The organism is Gluconobacter cerevisiae, from assembly GCF_015244675.1.
GTDB lineage: Bacteria > Pseudomonadota > Alphaproteobacteria > Acetobacterales > Acetobacteraceae > Gluconobacter > Gluconobacter cerevisiae.
Window position 1 is genome coordinate 79,977 of the sequence record NZ_JABCQO010000010.1, and the last position, 16,855, is coordinate 96,831.

At 60.6% G+C, this 16,855-nt stretch carries 14 protein-coding genes; 7 read left to right on the top strand and 7 right to left on the bottom strand.

The window, feature by feature from the left end; translation table 11 throughout:
* Positions 1–6: 6 nt before the first annotated feature.
* The gene (locus HKD21_RS11730; RefSeq protein ID WP_194255842.1) at positions 7–477 is read left to right on the top strand and encodes a hypothetical protein; all 471 of its coding nucleotides are present in this window, start codon (positions 7–9) and stop codon (positions 475–477) included.
* A gap of 29 nt (positions 478–506) precedes the next feature.
* Here HKD21_RS11730 and ftsY read toward each other — a convergent pair whose 3' ends face one another.
* From ftsY to dapF, 3 genes are read right to left on the bottom strand one after another with little or no spacing between them, the layout of a single operon-like run.
* Positions 507–1,469: a signal recognition particle-docking protein FtsY gene (ftsY, locus tag HKD21_RS11735; protein ID WP_194255843.1), complete on the bottom strand. Its 963-nt coding sequence runs from the start codon at positions 1,467–1,469 to the stop codon at positions 507–509.
* Between the two features lie 60 nt (positions 1,470–1,529).
* A complete protein-coding gene (locus tag HKD21_RS11740) occupies positions 1,530–2,732 on the bottom strand; it encodes a MiaB/RimO family radical SAM methylthiotransferase (RefSeq protein ID WP_194255844.1) in 1,203 nt (400 codons plus the stop codon).
* Positions 2,729–3,502, bottom strand: coding sequence for a diaminopimelate epimerase (gene dapF / locus HKD21_RS11745; protein ID WP_194255845.1), 774 nt, complete (start codon positions 3,500–3,502; stop codon positions 2,729–2,731). The genes HKD21_RS11740 and dapF overlap by 4 nt, the downstream gene beginning before the upstream one ends.
* Positions 3,503–3,586: 84 nt before the next feature.
* On the opposite strand from dapF, the gene HKD21_RS11750 reads away from it, so the two are divergent.
* Both HKD21_RS11750 and HKD21_RS11755 read left to right on the top strand, forming a co-directional pair.
* Entirely contained in the window at positions 3,587–4,237 is a 651-nt protein-coding gene (locus HKD21_RS11750) for a class I SAM-dependent methyltransferase (protein ID WP_194255846.1), read from the top strand.
* 127 nt (positions 4,238–4,364) lie between these two features.
* Positions 4,365–6,197 carry a DEAD/DEAH box helicase gene (locus tag HKD21_RS11755; protein ID WP_194255847.1) on the top strand — a complete coding sequence of 611 codons (1,833 nt, stop codon included), beginning with the start codon at positions 4,365–4,367 and terminating at the stop codon, positions 6,195–6,197.
* Positions 6,198–6,264: 67 nt separating this feature from the next.
* Here the strand turns inward: HKD21_RS11755 and HKD21_RS11760 are convergent, their stop codons facing one another.
* The 3 genes from HKD21_RS11760 to HKD21_RS11770 are packed head-to-tail and all read right to left on the bottom strand — an operon-like array spanning position 6,265 to position 9,000.
* Positions 6,265–7,368 carry a glycosyltransferase family 61 protein gene (locus tag HKD21_RS11760; RefSeq protein ID WP_194255848.1) on the bottom strand — a complete coding sequence of 368 codons (1,104 nt, stop codon included), beginning with the start codon at positions 7,366–7,368 and terminating at the stop codon, positions 6,265–6,267.
* An 8-nt stretch (positions 7,369–7,376) separates the two neighbouring features.
* Positions 7,377–8,255, bottom strand: a complete 879-nt coding sequence (locus HKD21_RS11765; RefSeq protein ID WP_194255849.1) for a polyphosphate kinase 2 family protein — start codon at positions 8,253–8,255, stop codon at positions 7,377–7,379.
* Complete coding sequence (locus tag HKD21_RS11770; protein ID WP_194255857.1) at positions 8,245–9,000, bottom strand: SDR family NAD(P)-dependent oxidoreductase; 756 nt, start codon at positions 8,998–9,000, stop codon at positions 8,245–8,247. Before HKD21_RS11770 ends, HKD21_RS11765 begins: the two co-directional genes overlap by 11 nt.
* Before the next feature lie 143 nt (positions 9,001–9,143).
* Between HKD21_RS11770 and HKD21_RS11775 the strand changes: the two genes are divergently transcribed.
* Both HKD21_RS11775 and grxB read left to right on the top strand, forming a co-directional pair.
* On the top strand, positions 9,144–9,770 hold the full coding sequence (locus HKD21_RS11775) for a YqgE/AlgH family protein (RefSeq protein ID WP_194255850.1): 627 nt from the start codon (positions 9,144–9,146) through the stop codon (positions 9,768–9,770).
* A 31-nt stretch (positions 9,771–9,801) separates the two neighbouring features.
* Entirely contained in the window at positions 9,802–10,455 is a 654-nt protein-coding gene (gene grxB / locus HKD21_RS11780) for a glutaredoxin 2 (RefSeq protein ID WP_194255851.1), read from the top strand.
* 66 nt (positions 10,456–10,521) lie between these two features.
* Here the strand turns inward: grxB and HKD21_RS11785 are convergent, their stop codons facing one another.
* On the bottom strand, positions 10,522–12,750 hold the full coding sequence (locus tag HKD21_RS11785) for a S9 family peptidase (protein WP_194255852.1): 2,229 nt from the start codon (positions 12,748–12,750) through the stop codon (positions 10,522–10,524).
* 197 nt (positions 12,751–12,947) lie between these two features.
* Between HKD21_RS11785 and HKD21_RS11790 the strand changes: the two genes are divergently transcribed.
* Positions 12,948–14,027, top strand: coding sequence for an aldo/keto reductase (locus HKD21_RS11790; RefSeq protein ID WP_194255858.1), 1,080 nt, complete (start codon positions 12,948–12,950; stop codon positions 14,025–14,027).
* A 90-nt stretch (positions 14,028–14,117) separates the two neighbouring features.
* On the top strand, positions 14,118–16,718 hold the full coding sequence (clpB, locus tag HKD21_RS11795; protein WP_194255853.1) for an ATP-dependent chaperone ClpB: 2,601 nt from the start codon (positions 14,118–14,120) through the stop codon (positions 16,716–16,718).
* Positions 16,719–16,855: the final 137 nt, after the last annotated feature.

Here is a 16,855-nt window from a genome sequence, read left to right on the forward strand (position 1 = left end):
AGATTTATGGCGTCCGCTAGGTCGGTAGGAGCAGAAACGCTCCGTGCTCCGGGATTTCGGTGGTGGCACGGAATCGTCATTGGCCTGATGCTGTCCTATGTGCCGGGAAGTCTGTTGGTCGCTGGTGTATTGCTGCTTCCTATGGTGGCTCTGAGGCTGTTTGATCCGAACGCGGATGGCCAGCGTCTCATGATCGTTCTGTTTTATGTTGGCGCGGTCATGGTGCGACCTCTGCATGAAGCCTGGGCCGCGAATGGAGACTGGGAGACCTGCATCGCGCAGATTACACAGCCGGTGACTTTGGCACTGGACTGGCTGGCGGCTGGCGCGGCGTGGCTTGTGGCGGAGGCTTCAGCCATTGGCGGTCGGCTCTGGAATGCGGAGGTCGCCCGGCGCGAGCGCAAATCCATTGAAAAGCGTATCGCCTATCTTCAGGACGAATGGCTGTCTTCGGACGAAGGTGTTCCTGCGAGCTAAGATTTCTCCCAGTCGCGGAGCCTGAAGTCTTATTCGACGGCGGACGTATCTTCGACCGGGGTCTCCATCAGTCTTGAGGCCAGATCGTTCGAACCACCAACCAGACCTTTGGCATAGTCCTGAGCCGAGAAGGGACGAAGGTCTTCGGCCTGCTCCCCGACGCCGACCATATGGACGGGCAGCTTGAACTGTTCGGCAAGGGCCACGACGATTCCACCGCGCGCGGAGCCATCCAGTTTGGTCACGATCAGTCCGGTCACGTTGACCAACTCCCGGAACACGCGCACCTGTTCGACGGCGTTCTGACCTGTCGTGGCATCCAGCACCAGCAGAACGGAATGCGGCGCTGTCTCGTCAAACTTTCGCATGACGCGGATGACCTTGGCCAGTTCCTCCATCAGCGCGCCCTTGTTATGCAGACGTCCGGCCGTGTCGATCAGAAGCAGGTCGGTTCCCGCTTCAGTTGCGCGCTTGAGGCCGTCATAGGCCAGCCCCGCTGCATCGGCGCCGTGCTTTCCGGCAATGACGGGCACATTGGCACGTTTGCCCCAGACTTCGAGCTGCTCGACAGCGGCGGCGCGGAAAGTATCTCCTGCCACCAGCATCACGGATTTGCCTTCTTCTGTGTACAGGCGTGCCATCTTGCCGATGGTCGTGGTCTTGCCGACGCCATTGACCCCGATCACCAGAACAACATGGGGCTTTTTCGTCGGATCGGGTTCGAAATGAACTGCGACGGGCTCCAGAACGCGGGCGATTTCGGTCGCGAGGGTTTCGCGGATTTCGTCGCTGGTCACGTCTTTGCCGAAGCGCGTGCTCCGGAAGCTTTCGATTACGCGTTCGGCAACGGCGGGGCCGAGGTCTGCCGCGATCAGTTCGTCTTCGAGCTCCTCAAGAGCCGTTTCGTCCAGCTTGCGATGGGTGAAGACGGCGCCGAGACGCGAACTCGAGCGTGAAAGACCTTGTTTGAGTCGTGAGAAAAATCCAGCCATGCATGGGAGTTCGGACAGGTCGGGCCGGACGTCAAGAGCGCAGGAAGATCTGAACGTGTTTCAGGTGCGGATTTCTGCCAGAAGTGTCCCGTTTTCCAGTCCCGTGGCCCGGACGGGGACGAAACTGCCCCGCATCGGCGCAGGCGCGTCGCCGACGAGGCGGATGGCGGCGAATTCGGGGGAATGGCCGCGATCGGGCGTTTCGGCGAGAATATCGAATTCCGTGCCGATGAGGCGTTCGAGAAAACGGTCGCGGTTTCTGTCTCCGACATCGCGGAGTCGGGCTGCGCGTTGCTGGCGTTCGGCGTTGGGAACGGCGGGCATTCTTGCCGCAGGGGTGCCGGGGCGTTCGCTGTAGGGAAAGACATGCAGGAAGGGAATCTGCTGCTCTTCGATGAAGGCGCGGGTTTCTTCGAAAAGTACTTCCGTTTCAGTAGGGAACCCCGCGATCAGATCGGCGCCCACACCTGTTTCCGGACGCATGGAGCGGACGCGACGCAGCGTGGCCGCAACGCCTGCGGTATCATGACGGCGCTTCATGCGCTTGAGAATGAGGTCCGACCCCGCCTGCAGGGAGAGGTGCAGATGCGGCATCAGGCGCGGTTCGTTTTCCAATAGCCACCAGAGATCCGCATCGCCCGTTTTCACATCCAGAAGAACAGGGTCGATGGACGACAGGCGGAGGCGCCGGACACCTTCAACACGGCGGAGCAGTTCCCGGCATAATGCACCTAGCCCCTTGCCTCCGGTGTCTTGCCAGGACGCGATGTCCACACCGGTCAGGACGATTTCCTGATGACCGGCTTCGATAAGGGCCTCGGCGCGGGCGATAGCATCCTCAATGGGCGTGGAGCGGGAATCGCCGCGACCATAGGGGATGATGCAGAATGTGCAGCGATGATCGCAGCCCTGCTGAACCTGAAGAAGAGCACGGGCGTGGCGTGACGGCGGTAGCCCTGTGCCGTGATCGCCCCAGATGGCGGGCTTGAGCTTGTCTTCATTGGGCACGACACGAACCACGCCCGGCAGTTCGGCCCAGCGATCCGGTGCAATGTCTGAGGCGCAGCCGGTTACGACGATTTTGGCGTCTGGATTTTCGCGATGCGCCCGACGGATGGCCTGTCGCGCCTGCCGTTCGGCTGTGGTCGTCACGGCGCAGGTGTTGACGATGATGGTGTCGGTCTGGCCGCGTGCATGATGGGCCATGCCGTCGCTTTCATGCGCGTTCAGGCGGCAGCCGAAGGTCAGGACGGAGGCTGTCACGCGGTTGTTCCATGGAAAACCGTGGCGGCGGGTCCTGTCATGAGGACATGGCCGTCCGCACGCCATGTGATGCGCAGATCTCCGCCATCCATGGTCACGGTGCAGGTGCGCTCCGTCAGGCCGCGACGCACGGCATTCACGACGGCTGCGCAGGCACCGGAGCCGCAGGCGAGTGTCAGGCCGGCACCACGTTCCCAGACGCGCAGGCGCATATGGGTCGGGGAGAGGATCTGTGCGAAACCGATATTGGCGCGTTCGGGGAACAGAGCGTCCTGCTCGAGCCCGGCGCCCAGCCCTTCAGCACGGGAGGTGTCGCCGAAAATTGTGGCATGCGGATTGCCCATCGAGCAGGCCGCTGCATCATGCAGGGGTAAGTGTAGTGTGTCACAGGCCTGCGAAAGCGGCACGTCCTGCCAGTCCAGACGGGGTACACCCATATTGATCGTGAAAAGATCGCCGTCGCGTATTGTGGGGAGAAGGCCGGCGGCAGTCTGTAGCGTGGGCGTGCCACCGACGAATTTTGCCACGCAGCGGGACGCATTGCCGCAGGCTCCGGCTTCAGAACCGTCGGGATTGAAGAAACGGACATGCACATCCGCGCCGTCCAGCGTTGGGACAGTCAGGAGCACGAGTTGGTCGCAGCCGATTCCAAAGCGCCGGTCGCACAGATGGCGGATGGTAGCGGTATCGAGCGCGGGATCGTTCTGGCGGGCGTCGATTACGACGAAATCGTTGCCCAGACCGTGCATTTTCGTGAAGGAGAGGCTCATGGTGGCCCCTCTCATAAAGCATCCCGCGGGTTGACGCACGGGGAACATGCCCTCATGTCCGCTGCTGGATCAGAAGGAGTGGATATGAGCGGCCCCGAACAGCTTGAAGGAATGCACGTCGCGGCGTTCACGCGCGCCAACAACGAACCTGACACGATTTTCCATGCGCAGCATATCCCGGATTCGCTGATGGATATGGGCGCGCAGACCGCTGTGACGGCATTGTATCAGACGGCTCTGCCAGTTGGGGGCGCTGTGCTGGAACTGATGGCCGGAGCATTGAGTCATTATCCGCAGGAGGCGCAGTTCCAGCGCGTAGTTGGGCTGGGTGTTGCGAAAGCCGCTCTGGAGGCCAATCCGATCCTGAACGAACGGATTGTGCAGGATCTCAATGACGAGCCGACGCTGCCTTTTGAAGATGACAGTTTTGATGCCGTGACGCTGTGTGACGGGCTGGCTTACCTGACGCAGCCTTTGGCGATCCTGATGGAAATTGTGCGGGTGCTCAAGCCCGGCGCGCCGTTGATTCTGACGTTTTCCGACCAGTTTCATGCGGCCAAAGCCGTTGCGATCTGGCAGGCGCTGGAGCCTGCGGACCGCGTGCGGCTGGTGAGCGTTCTCATGTCCCGCACCGGTCTGGCCGAGCTGGATACCGGCGAGGTCGTCCCGCCGGAGGACCTGACGGCATGGCGCGATACGGTTCATGCGGTGGTGGGTCGCAAGCCCAGAACCTGAGCTGGAAACGCAAGAAAAAGCCTGCCATACGTTCTTTCTGGTATTTTGAAGCGGAAGTCTTTATGCAGCGGCATTCCAGCCGCCGCATCCTGTCGTCGGCGTGACGTTTGCCGAGTGTTCATAAAATATGCCTTTTCCCGATACCCATCCTGCCCTTAAGCGCGCCCTTGAGGCACGTGGCTACGAACAGCTGACTCCTGTTCAGGAAGCAGTTCTTCAGCCGGGTCTGGACGAGCGCGACCTGCTGGTTTCCGCGCAGACGGGGTCGGGCAAGACCGTCGCCTTCGGCCTGGCCATCGCTCCGACCCTGCTCGGAGACGCCGATCGCCTTCCGCCGTCCCCTCAGCCCATGGCGCTCGTGATCGCGCCGACGCGTGAGTTGGCGCTTCAGGTCCAGTCCGAACTCAAGTGGCTCTATGCCGAAACCGGTGCCCGCATCGCGAGCTGCATTGGCGGCACCGATGCCCGTAGCGAAGCCCGCGAGCTTAATCGTGGCGTCCATATCGTTGTCGGCACGCCGGGCCGTCTGTGCGACCATCTGTCGCGTGGCTCCCTCGATTTGTCCGCCCTGCGCTGCGTCATCCTCGACGAAGCCGACGAAATGCTGGACATGGGCTTCCGCGACGAGCTCGAAAAGCTGCTCGATGCCGCTCCGACCGAGCGTCGCACCCTATTGTTCTCCGCAACGATCGCCCGCGAAATCGCGTCGCTGGCGCGCCGTTACCAGAAGAATGCCGAGCGGATCGACACGGTCTCGGGCGCGAAGCAGCATTCCGACATCACCTATCGCTGTGTTGTCACGCCGCCGCAGGAAATCGAACGCTCGCTCGTCAATGTGCTTCGTTTCTACGAGAGCCCGACCGCCATGGTGTTCTGCAACACCCGCATGATGGTCAATCAGGTTCAGGCGACTCTGCTTGAGCGCGGTTTTGCGTCCGTCGCCATTTCTGGCGAGATGGGCCAGAACGAGCGTAGCCGTGCGATCGAGAGCCTGCGTTCGGGTCAGGCACGCGTCTGCGTTGCGACCGATGTTGCGGCCCGTGGCATTGACGTACCGGCCCTGAACCTTGTGATTCACGCCAGCATCCCGACGGCTGCCGAGACCCTGCTGCATCGTTCGGGCCGGACCGGCCGTGCGGGCCGCAAGGGCACCAGCGTTCTGATGGTGCCGGTGAGCCAGCGTCGCAAGGCCGAGCGCCTGCTTCAGATGGCCAAGATTCAGGCGGAATGGGAAGCTGTTCCGACGGCTGCGGCGATTGCCGAGCAGGACAAGACCCGTCTGATGGACGATCCGATCCTGACGAACGCCGTGGACGACATGTCCGACGAGCTGGTCAACCAGCTCGCCGAGAAATACGACGCCACGAAGCTCGCTGCTGCGTTGGTGGGTCTGTACCGGGCGCGTCTGCCGAAGGTTGAGCAGGTCCGTCCGATGTCCGTCGAGGCCCCGCGTCACACAGAGCGTGGCGAACGTGGGGAGCGCGCGCCGCGTGAAGAACACGTCATGGCGGGTGAGTGGTTCAAGATGAGCGTTGGCCGCACTGAGCGCGCTGATCCGAAGTGGCTGATCCCGCTGATCTGCCGTTTGGGCGGCGTTCAGAAGCGCGAAATCGGCAGCATCCGCATCGATCAGGAACAGACCTATTTCCAGATCGCTGATGAGAGCGTGGCCCGTTTCAAGTCCTGCCTCGCTGGCGCAGAAGCCGACGAAGTGACGATCGAGCCGTCTGAAGCGCCTGCTGGCGGCATGGGGGCTCGTGGTCGCAATCCGGGTGAAGGCAAGCGCTTTGGCGGTGCCGGCGGTGGCCGTTCGGGTGGTGGCTTCAAGGGCGGCCCGCGTGGTGGTGCTGGCGGCGGAAGCGGTTACAAAGGTCGTGGCGGTTCGGGCTTTGGTCGTCCGAAGCCCGCAGGTGGCGACGGCCCGAAGAGTGATGGTTCGAGCCGTAAGCGCCGTTCCTGATCCGTCTTTCGGGATCTGAATGATCTAAAACCCCGCCGGAGCAGGTCTTCGGCGGGGTTTTGTTTTTTCAGGTCCAGGGGAGGCGGGCGATCAGATCCCGGACCCGGTCGAGGATGTCGGCGACAGGCAATGGAATGGAAGCGTCGTCCGTATGGTTTTCCTGTTCAGTGCCCGTCTGGAAGACATCTGCCCAGTACCGGAGGCCGCTCTGTGTCGCCATAGCTGCGAAGCAGGGATTGATGTGGTGGGACGGAACAAGTTCGTAAACGAGGGTTCCCGGCTGGCACCAGGCGATATTGGCCATCCCGGCGCCGAGCATTCCCATGACCATTTCGGCCTCGCTGAAGAGACGGATCTGTTCGGTCAGGGACAGAGTTTCAGGACGGACGCGCTCGAAACCAAGTTTTTCCAGATTATCCGCCAGTTCGGACTCGTTGGGAACATGCCGGTTGGCCGAGGCTCCCCGTTCGATATAGAGCCGCCGACCCGCAGGTTTGGCCGTAGTTCCGACGGCCTGCCGGAGACGGGTATAGGCGGCACGGGAGAGGTCTGAGATGGCGAAATCCGCGCTGCCATTGACGAAGGTGATGTAGTCCAGCGCCTTGAACGCGTACTGGCACCCCTGTTGCAGGCGGATATGGATATCGGATGTCAGGCCGAAAAGCTCCAGCGTCTCGAACTGCCAGGGATGCATGTGTTCGGGCAGGACAAGGCGGACAGCTTTATCTTGTAGGGACAGGATATGCAGGGTCGGGATCGTATGGGCGACCCAGTGATAGTAATTCGAGGCCCAGTGATCGACGCAGCTTGCCGTAAGACCCTTGAAAGGCGTGCAGCTTATCATGTCGGCCGGACGCAGTGTCAGGGCGCAGACGGCGTCCGGGGACTGGACATAGGCTGTTTCTGGGATGGGTCGGCCTGCATGCAGCAGGGTCATCAGCGGTTGATCCAGCACGACATTGCACAGGGCATAGTGCTGGACCGTGACGGGCATGCTTTCCCAATCCCGGAACGGATTTTGCTCCGGGTGAGGGAGGTCAGAAAGGCCCGGCGAAGAAACGCGCTTCACCGGGCAGGTTTCGAGCGCAGTCCCGCTTCGGGCTATCTCCGCCAGATCGGAAGATCCGGCGGACGGAGACAGAAAGCGCCTGAGACGGGAGAAAATCTGCATGGTCTGGCTCAGACGGTTTTGGCCGCACCTTTGAGCAGGGCCTGTTGGGCATCGCGCAGAGGATCGGACAGTTTCTGTTCCGGCTCCTTGAGATGCAGGCTTTCAAGCGTCGCCAAAAGCGCTTCGGCCACGAGCACGCGGGCAAGCCATTTATGGTCCGATGGAATGACGATCCACGGGGCTTCAGGCGTTGAGGTCGCGCGGATGGCCTCTTCGTAAGCGGCGGTATAATGCGGCCAGAACTCACGCTCCTTGATGTCAGACGGGCTGAATTTCCAGCGTTTTTCCGGGTGGTCCAACCGCTTGAGCAGGCGCAGGCGTTGCTCTTCCGGCGAAATATGGAGGAACAGCTTGAGGACGATGATGTTCTGCCGGTGGAGATAGCTTTCGAAGTTCCGCAGATCCTGCAAACGGTGATCCCAGAAATCCGGAAGGTCTGGATTGAGCCCGCGGGCCCGGACCATGTCCGGATGAACGCGCTCCACCAGAACGTCTTCATAATGGCTGCGGTTGAAAATACCGATTTCGCCACGGGAAGGTACGGCGAGATGGATGCGCCACAGATCGTCATGTCGCGTCGAAATTCCGGCGGGCGCCTTGAACGACGTAACGTGCACGCCCTGCGGATTCAGGCCCGAAAAGGCGTGTCGGATCGCGCCGTCCTTGCCGGCAGTGTCCATGCCTTGAAGCACGACGAGGATGCCGTGGGTCGCATAGGCTGCAAGTCGCTGCTGGAGAATGGACATCTGGTCCACGCAGTCGCGGATGCGGGTGCGGGACTCGTTTTTCTGGCGACCCAGCGTGTCGTTGGTGGCGATGGAGGACAGACGGAATTTTTTCCCGTCCGTAATGCGAAGTTTGGCAGGAAGTCCTGTTTCAGCCGACATGACGGTTCACCGCAAGACCGCCGGATGCCTGACAGACCGGCATCATTTCCAGATAATTGACATTCACATGCCAGGGCAGACCGATGAGCCAGGAGACTGTTTCGGCAATGTCGTCCGGTGTCAGCGGCGTCGTGTCCTTGTAAACGGCCGCCGCCTTGGTGTCGTCTCCCAGACGCACAGTGCTGAATTCGCTGCCGCCACACAGGCCGGGTTCGATATTGGTTACGCGGATGCGGGTGCCGAGTAGGTCTGTCCGCAGGTTCTGGGTGAACTGGTGTACGAAAGCCTTGGTCGCGCCGTAGACGTTGCCGCCAGTGTAAGGATAGGTCCCGGCCGTGCTGCCCAGAGCGATGATGTAGCCAGTATTGCGCTGGACCATGCCCGGCAGAAGTGCACGGGTCAGTTCGACGACGCCCGAGACATTGGTGGCGATCATCGATTCCCAGTTATCGGGTTCGGCGTCCTGTGCAGGGTCCATGCCAAGGGCAAGGCCTGCATTGTTCACCAGAACGTCGATATCCTGCCAGTCTTCAGGCAGTGCTGCGGGCAGTGCGCGGAGGGCGTCGCGATTGGTCATGTCGAGCGTGAAGGGCAGAACGCTCTCGCCGAGTTCGTCCTTGAGGGCTTCCAGCCGCTCCTTGCGGCGACCGGTGGCAATGACGCGGTGGCCTTCGCGAACAAGACGCGTTGCAATCGCGTGGCCGAAGCCTGCGGTGGCGCCGGTGACGAGGACGGTGAGAGGCATAACAATCTCCAGACGGACAGTCCGCACCCGGCAGGGGCGGTTCATGGGCGGTACGGGGCTCAGGTCAGTGACATTGGATGTCATTAACACTCCTGAAGGCAAACGCTTGCAATACAGGAAGGGATGCACCCATGTTGGCAGGCATGAAAAAAACACTCGATGGACGCAATGACAACCTGGCGGACCCTGCTGTGACGGCGATGGGCAGAGAGGCAGGCCTTACGGGACAGCTGCTCGTGGCGGCGCCTGCACTGGCGGAGACGTTTTTTGAGCGGACGGTGATCTATCTCTGCGCCCATTCTGAGCAGGACGGGGCGATGGGGCTGATCGTTAACAAGCGTCTGGCCCAGCCGGGTTTGGACGATCTGTTCGCGCAGCTCGGAATAGACCCCAATCCTCCCGAACGCCGGATCGGCGTGTGCATGGGCGGTCCGGTGGAGCATTCACGCGGTTTTGTCCTGCATTCGGCGGACTGGGCGGGGGAGGGTAGTCTGGCTGTTGATGGGCATACGACCCTGACCGCCAGTTTGGATATTCTGCGCGAAATCGCCGCCGGACACGGGCCGAAACAGGCGATGATGGCGCTCGGGCATGCCGCATGGGCGCCGGGGCAGCTTGAACAGGAAATCCTGCGGGACAGTTCGTGGTTTGTGGCCCCGGCAAGTGATGAGATCGTGTTCGGTACTGATCATGCAAAGAAATGGCGACAGGCGCTGGACGCCATCGAGATTGACCCGCTTCTTTTTTCTTCATCGGTCGGAGAAGCCTGAGACAGGCACCCGTCAGACACAGGAAGGCAGCATGAGCGCACCCTATACCCTCTATTTTTACGAACACTGCCCGTTCTGCACCAAAGCGCGGATGATCTTCGGGTTCAAAAAGATCCCCTATGAGAAGCGTATCCTGCTGAATGACGATGTGGACGGTCCGGTTCGCATGGTGGGCCGCAAGGTCGTTCCTATCCTTGAAGAGGATGGACATTTCATGCCCGAGAGCATGGATATCGTCATGCATATCGATGGCGTCGGAACGCCTGTTCTGACGGGCAAGACGCGTCCCGAAATTACGTCATGGCTCCAGAAGGCTGCCGCTCCGCTCTATCGCCTGTTTCTCCCTCGCGCGGCTGCCGCCCCGCTGCCGGAGTTTGATACGACATCCGCGCGTGCCGGCTTCATCCGTCGCAAGGAGCCATCCGTTGGGGCTTTTAGCGCACTGCTGGAAGAGAAAACCGAAGAACTGACGCAGCTCAATGCACTGCTGAAAGATCTGGCGCCACTGATCCGTTCGCCCGAAGCTGTGAATGGCGAACTCTCCACGGACGATATCCATCTGTTCGCGCATCTGCATAGCCTCTCGCTGATCCGTGGGGTGGTTTATCCCGCTGAGATCGAGGCCTACCGGCAGGCCATGGCGGTGCGGTCCGGTGTGGAACTGTTCGACGATATCGCCGTCTGAGCGCAGCTATATTTTATAGAAAAAGGGGGCCGGATCACGCGATCCGGCCCCCTTTTAATGTCTGCATTATTTTCCGGGCTGAAGAACCGTGTGCAGGAACTGCTCCCGCCGCTGGGCCACGCGGGCGCGGATGACAGGATCGGGCAGCATATGCGTGCCCGGCAGCAGAAGCAGGTCGTAGGGCTTGCCCGCATGGAGCAGGGCCTGCGTCAGCTTCATGGTGTTCTCGAAATAGACGTTGTCGTCCGTGATGCCGTGCATGAGCAGAAGCGGTTGTTTCAGCGTGTCGGCATAGGTCAGGACGTTGCTTTTGCGATAGCCTTCCGGGTCATCCTGCGGGGTGCCGAGATAACGCTCGGTATAGGCCGTGTCATAATCCGCGAAATCGACCGGCGGTGCGCCCGCCACACCGACCTTGAACACATCCGGACGACGGATGGTCGCCATAGCGGTGAAATAGCCGCCAAAGGACCAGCCATGCACGCCAACGTGGGAGAGATCCATTTCATGATGACGTTTGCCGAGTGCCTGAAGCCCATCAATCTGGTCCTGAAGCGGCAGGTCGATCAGGTTGCCCTTGATGGCGCGCTCAAAATCATGATCGCGTCCCGGCGTTCCACGTCCGTCGAGCGTGACGACAATGTAGCCCTGATTGGCGAGGCACTGCTCATCAAGATAGGACGTTGGCGTGTCGTGAACCATTTTGGAGCCCGGCCCTGCATAGACGGACAGCACAACCGGATAATGTTTTGAGGCGCTGAAATTCTCCGGCCGGATGATAGCGGCGTCCAGATCACGCGCCCCTGCGGTCGTGAACTCGACATGGACAGGAAGTTTCGGCGCCTGTGCCACACTCGGAAGTGTTGCCACGACATGACCTGCCGTATCCCGCACCAGCGTTTGGCGCGTACCGGCGGCGCTGGCGAACGTATCCACCATGGCCGTGTGCGTGCCGTTGGTGACATGGATGTTGTGAATGCCGCGTTCCGTCACGAACGGCGTGACGGCCCTGGTTTTCAGATCAATATGAACGACCTCGTTGTCCAGCCGGTTGGCGCGGACCGTGACCGTAAGGGTGTTATGTTCGGCGTCGTAGTCGTTGAGAGCGATATACGACAGGCCGGTCGGTGTCAGGACGCGCTGGAGCGTTCCGTCAGGGGCGTGCAGTTCGAGCTGCCAGTCTTTGCCCCGGTCTGCGGCCCAGAGAAATCCGGCATTATTATCAAGAAAGACGGGTAGGTTGTGGCCGCCGGACGTGGCGCGCGGGTCCAGTTCGATCCATGCCGGGTCGGACTGCTCCAGAAGGAGATGGGTGGCGCCGGTTGCGGGGTCGATCGTGAGAAGCTGTTCTTTCGTCTGGGCACGGTTGAGCAGGACGATGGCGAGGGGAGCATTCTTCCGCCAGACGACGCGACCGAGATAGGGCCATGCGTCGTGGTCCCATGAAATCCAGCGGACTGGGCCGCCTTTGGCGTCTACGAGGCCGAAGCGCGTCTTGGCGTTGTTCGTCCCGGCACGGGGATAGCGGAAAGTGACCGGCTCAGCCTGTGGAGCTTCGGGGTTGGTGATGTAGTGCTTTTCGACGTCGCTGTTATCGGCTTCCTCGAACAGGATGGTCTTGCTGTCGGGAGACCACCAGGCGCCATCCGCACGTTCCAGTTCCTCGGCGGCGGCAAATTCGGCTAGACCATGGCTCAATGTGTCGCTGCCGCCGGTCGTCAGGCGCGTTTGGCGTCCGCTGACCAGATCGACACTATAAAGGTCATTATCCCGCACGGCGGCGAGGCTTAGCCCATCTGGCGAGAGGCGGGGCGCGATCCACTGCCCCTCGATCGGTGTAACGCGGCCGTCATCCGTGGCGATGCGTTCAAGCTGACCGCCCTGTGAGGCGAGAACCGTGCCGCCATCCTCGCTCATCTGGTAGTCGGTGATGCCGGACATGCTCTGGCGCGCCCGTTCGCGCCGGGCCTTTTCCTCGACCGACAGATGTTCCGGCCCCGATGCAGGTGCGGCCAGTTCATGAATGGAGTGATCCGGCAGGTCGTAGCGATAAAGATGCAGATGCGTGTCGAACGGTCCCGAACGCAGGAACAGGACGGAGTGACCGTCCGGCGTGACTTCTGCGTGGTTCGGCAGGCCAAGCGTGCCGTTCCGGGTCTTGGCAAGATCGAGCATACAGGCTGCGGGATTGGCGGCTGCGGCAAGGCTGGGGAACAGCAGCGGGGACAGGACGGCGCAGGCCATAAGGGTTTTGCCCATAAAGGTTATGCGCAGGGGAAGGGACGGCGAGAGCATTGCATCTCCACAGGGATGGCGATGGACGGGATTTTGACGTCGATCATGGACCGCAGTGCCGTTTGTGAACAGAGTTTGTGGAAGGATCTGCGTAACCTTCTCACGTTTTCGGGAGTAGGGGCGATTTTACCGGGACCGATCCCGGTTTCGTGTGTTCTGCATTGCGGTACGTCTCAGCAAGAAGGAGCCTGATGGATATGCAGTATCGTCAGCTTGGTCGCTCGGGCCTGAAGATTTCAGCACTCAATTTCGGATCGGTTACATTCGGCGGGCAGGGCAATTTTGCCGCCACTGGCAAGGTGGACGTCGCGGAGGCCACGCGGATGGTGGACATCTGCGTCGAGCATGGCGTGAACATGTTCGACACGGCGGATGCCTATTCCGGTGGCGAGGCCGAGGAAATTTTGGGCCGTGTTCTTCAGGGACGCAGCCGCGAACTGCTCGTGACCTCCAAGGTGCGTTTTCCGACGGGGAAGGGGCCGAACGAACAGGGTCTGTCGCGCCATCACATTCTTAATGCCTGTGAAGACAGTCTGCGTCGTCTGGGGCGCGATCATATCGACCTCTATTATCTGCATGAATGGGACGGCCTGACGCCGGTCGAGGAAACGCTTGAGGCGCTCCAGACCCTGCGCGATCAGGGCAAGATCCGGTATGCGGGCATTTCCAATTTTGCAGGCTGGCAGGCCATGAAGCTGCTGGGCGCCGCAGAGCGGGATCGACTGATCGCTCCTGTCAGCCAGCAGCTCTACTATTCCCTTGAAGCGCGGGACGCCGAATATGAACTTCTGCCGCTTGCTGTGGATCAGGGGCTGGGCGTTCAGGTCTGGAGCCCGCTCGCCTGTGGTCTGCTGACGGGGAAGTACCGTCGCGGCAAGACGGCGCCGGAAGATTCTCGCCGGATTTCCGGCTGGCCGGAGCCCGAAGTCCGGGATCTGAAAAAGCTCTACGATACCGTCGAGGTTCTGGTGCAAATCGCGGAAGAGCACAGCGTTTCCGCGGCGCGCGTGGCTCTGGCCTGGACGCTGCACAAACCGGGGATCACGTCGCTGGTTCTGGGAGCGCGCAAGGAGAGCCAGCTTCTGGACAATCTCGCTGCCGCGTCGCTCCGTCTGACGCAGGAGCAGGTTCGCAGACTGGACGATGTGAGTGCGCCGGACCTGATCTATCCGTACTGGCATCAGAACCGGAATGCGTTCGACCGTCTATCCAAGGCGGATCTTGTGTTGCAGGGGCCGGCAAAACGTCATCGCGATGCTCTTGAAACGAAAAAATGACTGCCTAAATATTAGTCACAGGCCGTTGCCTCCGGGGGCGGCCAAGCACATCAATGCTGCCGTAACGGGGCATACGAGGACTTTAAGGCTATGGACATTCAGAATTTTACCGAACGCAGCCAGGGCTTTCTTCAGGCCGCACAGACCATTGCGCTTCGGGACTACAACCAGCAGCTCACGCCCGAGCATCTGCTCAAAGCCCTGCTGGACGATGAACAGGGCGCGGCATCCGGCCTGATCCGTGCGGCAGGCGGCGATCCAAAGGTGGTTCAGACCGCCAATGACGCCGCGCTTGCCAAACTGCCGAAAGTGCAGGGTGCCGGTGCTGGCCAGCCCCAGATGACGCCGGATCTTGCCCGTCTGCTGGACGGTGCGGAATCTGCTGCGAAAGTCGCGGGCGACAGCCATGTGGCGCAGGACCGTCTGCTTGTGGCAATTGCCGCCAGCAATACGGCTGCGGGCAAGGCGCTTGTAGAGGGCAAGGCCAGTGCCGGGGCTCTGGAGCGTGCTGTTGCGGAAATTCGCAAGGGACGTACCGTCACGAGCGCATCTGCAGAAAATACGTTCGACGCCCTGAAGAAATACGCCCGTGACGTCACGGCTGTTGCGCAGGCCGGTAAGCTCGATCCGGTTATTGGCCGTGACGAGGAAATCCGCCGGACCATTCAGGTTCTGGCCCGTCGCAGCAAGAACAACCCGGTCCTGATCGGTGAGCCGGGCGTGGGTAAGACGGCGATTGTTGAAGGTCTCGCACAGCGGATCGTCAATGGCGACGTGCCTGAGGCCCTGCGTAACAAGAAGCTGATGTCGCTCGACATGGGCGCGCTGATTGCTGGTGCGAAATATCGCGGTGAGTTCGAGGAGCGTCTGAAGGCTGTTCTCAAGGAAATCGAGACGGCTGAAGGCGAGATCATTCTCTTCATCGACGAAATGCACACCCTTGTCGGCGCTGGTCGGTCCGATGGGGCGATGGATGCATCCAACCTCATCAAGCCGGAATTGGCGCGCGGCACGCTGCATTGCGTGGGTGCGACGACGCTCGACGAATATCGCAAGTATATTGAGAAAGACGCGGCTCTGGCTCGTCGTTTCCAACCGGTTTTCGTGGGTGAGCCATCCGTAGCTGACACGATCTCGATCCTGCGTGGCATCAAAGAGAAGTACGAGCTGCATCATGGTGTTCGTATTACGGACAACGCCATCGTTGCGGCCGCAACCCTGTCGAACCGCTACATCACGGATCGCTTTCTGCCGGATAAGGCGATCGATCTGATCGACGAGGCTGCCAGCCGTCTGCGGATGCAGATCGACAGCAAGCCGGAAGCTCTGGACGAACTCGATCGCCGCATTATCCAGCTTAAGATTGAGCGGGAAGCCATCCGCAAGGAAGACGATAACGCGTCGAAGGATCGTCTGGTCGCGCTGGAGGCCGAACTTGCGGATCTGGAAGAGCAGTCCGATGCGATGGGCGCTGAATGGCATGCCGAGAAGGATCGGGTGAATGCGATTCAGAAGCTGAAAGAACAGCTCGATACCGCGCGTTCCGATGTGGAAGTGGCGCAGCGTCAGGGCAATCTCGGTAAGGCGTCTGAGCTGATGTACGGCCTGATTCCGAACCTTGAGGCCCAGATCGCCAAGGCGCAGGAAGAAGAGGACGCATCCTCCAAAAGTGGTCTGTTCGCCGATACCGTGACGGATCAAGGAATAGCCTCGGTTGTTTCCCGCTGGACGGGTGTGCCGGTGGACCGAATGCTCGAAGGCGAACGCGCCAAGCTGATCCGCATGGAAGACACGCTTCGTGATCGTGTTGTCGGGCAGGAACAGGCCCTTGTGGCCGTGTCGAACGCCGTCCGCCGGGCGCGGGCGGGTCTTCAGGACCCGAACCGTCCTATCGGCTCGTTCCTGTTCCTTGGGCCAACGGGTGTTGGCAAGACCGAGTTAACCAAGGCTCTGGCGCAGTTCCTGTTCGATGACGAGAAGGCCCTGCTGCGGATCGACATGAGCGAGTTCATGGAGAAGCATGCGGTTTCCCGGCTGATCGGCGCGCCTCCGGGCTATGTCGGGTATGATGAAGGCGGTGTGCTGACCGAGGCTGTGCGCCGTCGTCCCTATCAGGTGATCCTGTTCGACGAGGTGGAGAAGGCCCATGAGGACATCTTCAACATCCTGCTTCAGGTTCTTGATGATGGACGTTTGACTGACGGGCAGGGACGTGTGGTGGATTTCCGCAACACGATTATAGTCCTGACCAGCAATCTTGGGTCCGAGGTTCTGGCCAATCTGCCGGATGGTGAATCCGTGGACGAAGTCCGTCCGCAGGTGATGCAGGTCGTGCGTAATCACTTCCGACCGGAATTCTTGAACCGTCTGGACGAGATCATCCTGTTCTCCCGCCTGCAGCGAAAGGACATGGACCGGATCGTTAAGATCCAGATCAGCCGTCTCCAGAAGCTGCTGGAAGATCGTAAGATCGACCTGGAGTTGGACGAGAAGGGAACGGAATGGCTGGCCGCAGAAGGGTACGATCCTGTTTACGGTGCCCGCCCGCTCAAGCGTGTCATCCAGCGCAGCTTGCAGAACCCGCTGGCCAGCCTGCTGCTTGAAGGGACCATCCATGATGGTGAAGCCGTAAAGGTTTCGGCCACTGACAATGCCCTTACGATTGATGGAAAGCCCGTTTCAGCGGGCTGACCGCGATAAAAGCGGGTTTGAACCAAAAAAAGCGCCGTTTAGGTGCTTTTTTCATATTTTTATTATTTTGGTTTGTGAATGGATTATGGGGATAAGTTGGATTTGCGAGGGATTTTTGGGTGTTGGGAGTGTGAGTA

Excerpts from the sequence above, each read along its gene's own strand:
- HKD21_RS11730 (WP_194255842.1), top strand. The coding sequence starts at position 7 with ATGGCGTCCGCTAGGTCGGTAGGAGCAGAAACGCTCCGTGCTCCGGGA.
- ftsY (WP_194255843.1), bottom strand. The coding sequence starts at position 1,469 with ATGGCTGGATTTTTCTCACGACTCAAACAAGGTCTTTCACGCTCGAGT.
- dapF (WP_194255845.1), bottom strand. The coding sequence starts at position 3,502 with ATGAGCCTCTCCTTCACGAAAATGCACGGTCTGGGCAACGATTTCGTC.
- HKD21_RS11750 (WP_194255846.1), top strand. The coding sequence starts at position 3,587 with ATGAGCGGCCCCGAACAGCTTGAAGGAATGCACGTCGCGGCGTTCACG.
- HKD21_RS11755 (WP_194255847.1), top strand. The coding sequence starts at position 4,365 with ATGCCTTTTCCCGATACCCATCCTGCCCTTAAGCGCGCCCTTGAGGCA.
- HKD21_RS11760 (WP_194255848.1), bottom strand. The coding sequence starts at position 7,368 with ATGCAGATTTTCTCCCGTCTCAGGCGCTTTCTGTCTCCGTCCGCCGGA.
- HKD21_RS11765 (WP_194255849.1), bottom strand. The coding sequence starts at position 8,255 with ATGTCGGCTGAAACAGGACTTCCTGCCAAACTTCGCATTACGGACGGG.
- HKD21_RS11770 (WP_194255857.1), bottom strand. The coding sequence starts at position 9,000 with ATGCCTCTCACCGTCCTCGTCACCGGCGCCACCGCAGGCTTCGGCCAC.
- HKD21_RS11775 (WP_194255850.1), top strand. The coding sequence starts at position 9,144 with ATGAAAAAAACACTCGATGGACGCAATGACAACCTGGCGGACCCTGCT.
- grxB (WP_194255851.1), top strand. The coding sequence starts at position 9,802 with ATGAGCGCACCCTATACCCTCTATTTTTACGAACACTGCCCGTTCTGC.
- HKD21_RS11785 (WP_194255852.1), bottom strand. The coding sequence starts at position 12,750 with ATGCTCTCGCCGTCCCTTCCCCTGCGCATAACCTTTATGGGCAAAACC.
- HKD21_RS11790 (WP_194255858.1), top strand. The coding sequence starts at position 12,948 with ATGCAGTATCGTCAGCTTGGTCGCTCGGGCCTGAAGATTTCAGCACTC.
- clpB (WP_194255853.1), top strand. The coding sequence starts at position 14,118 with ATGGACATTCAGAATTTTACCGAACGCAGCCAGGGCTTTCTTCAGGCC.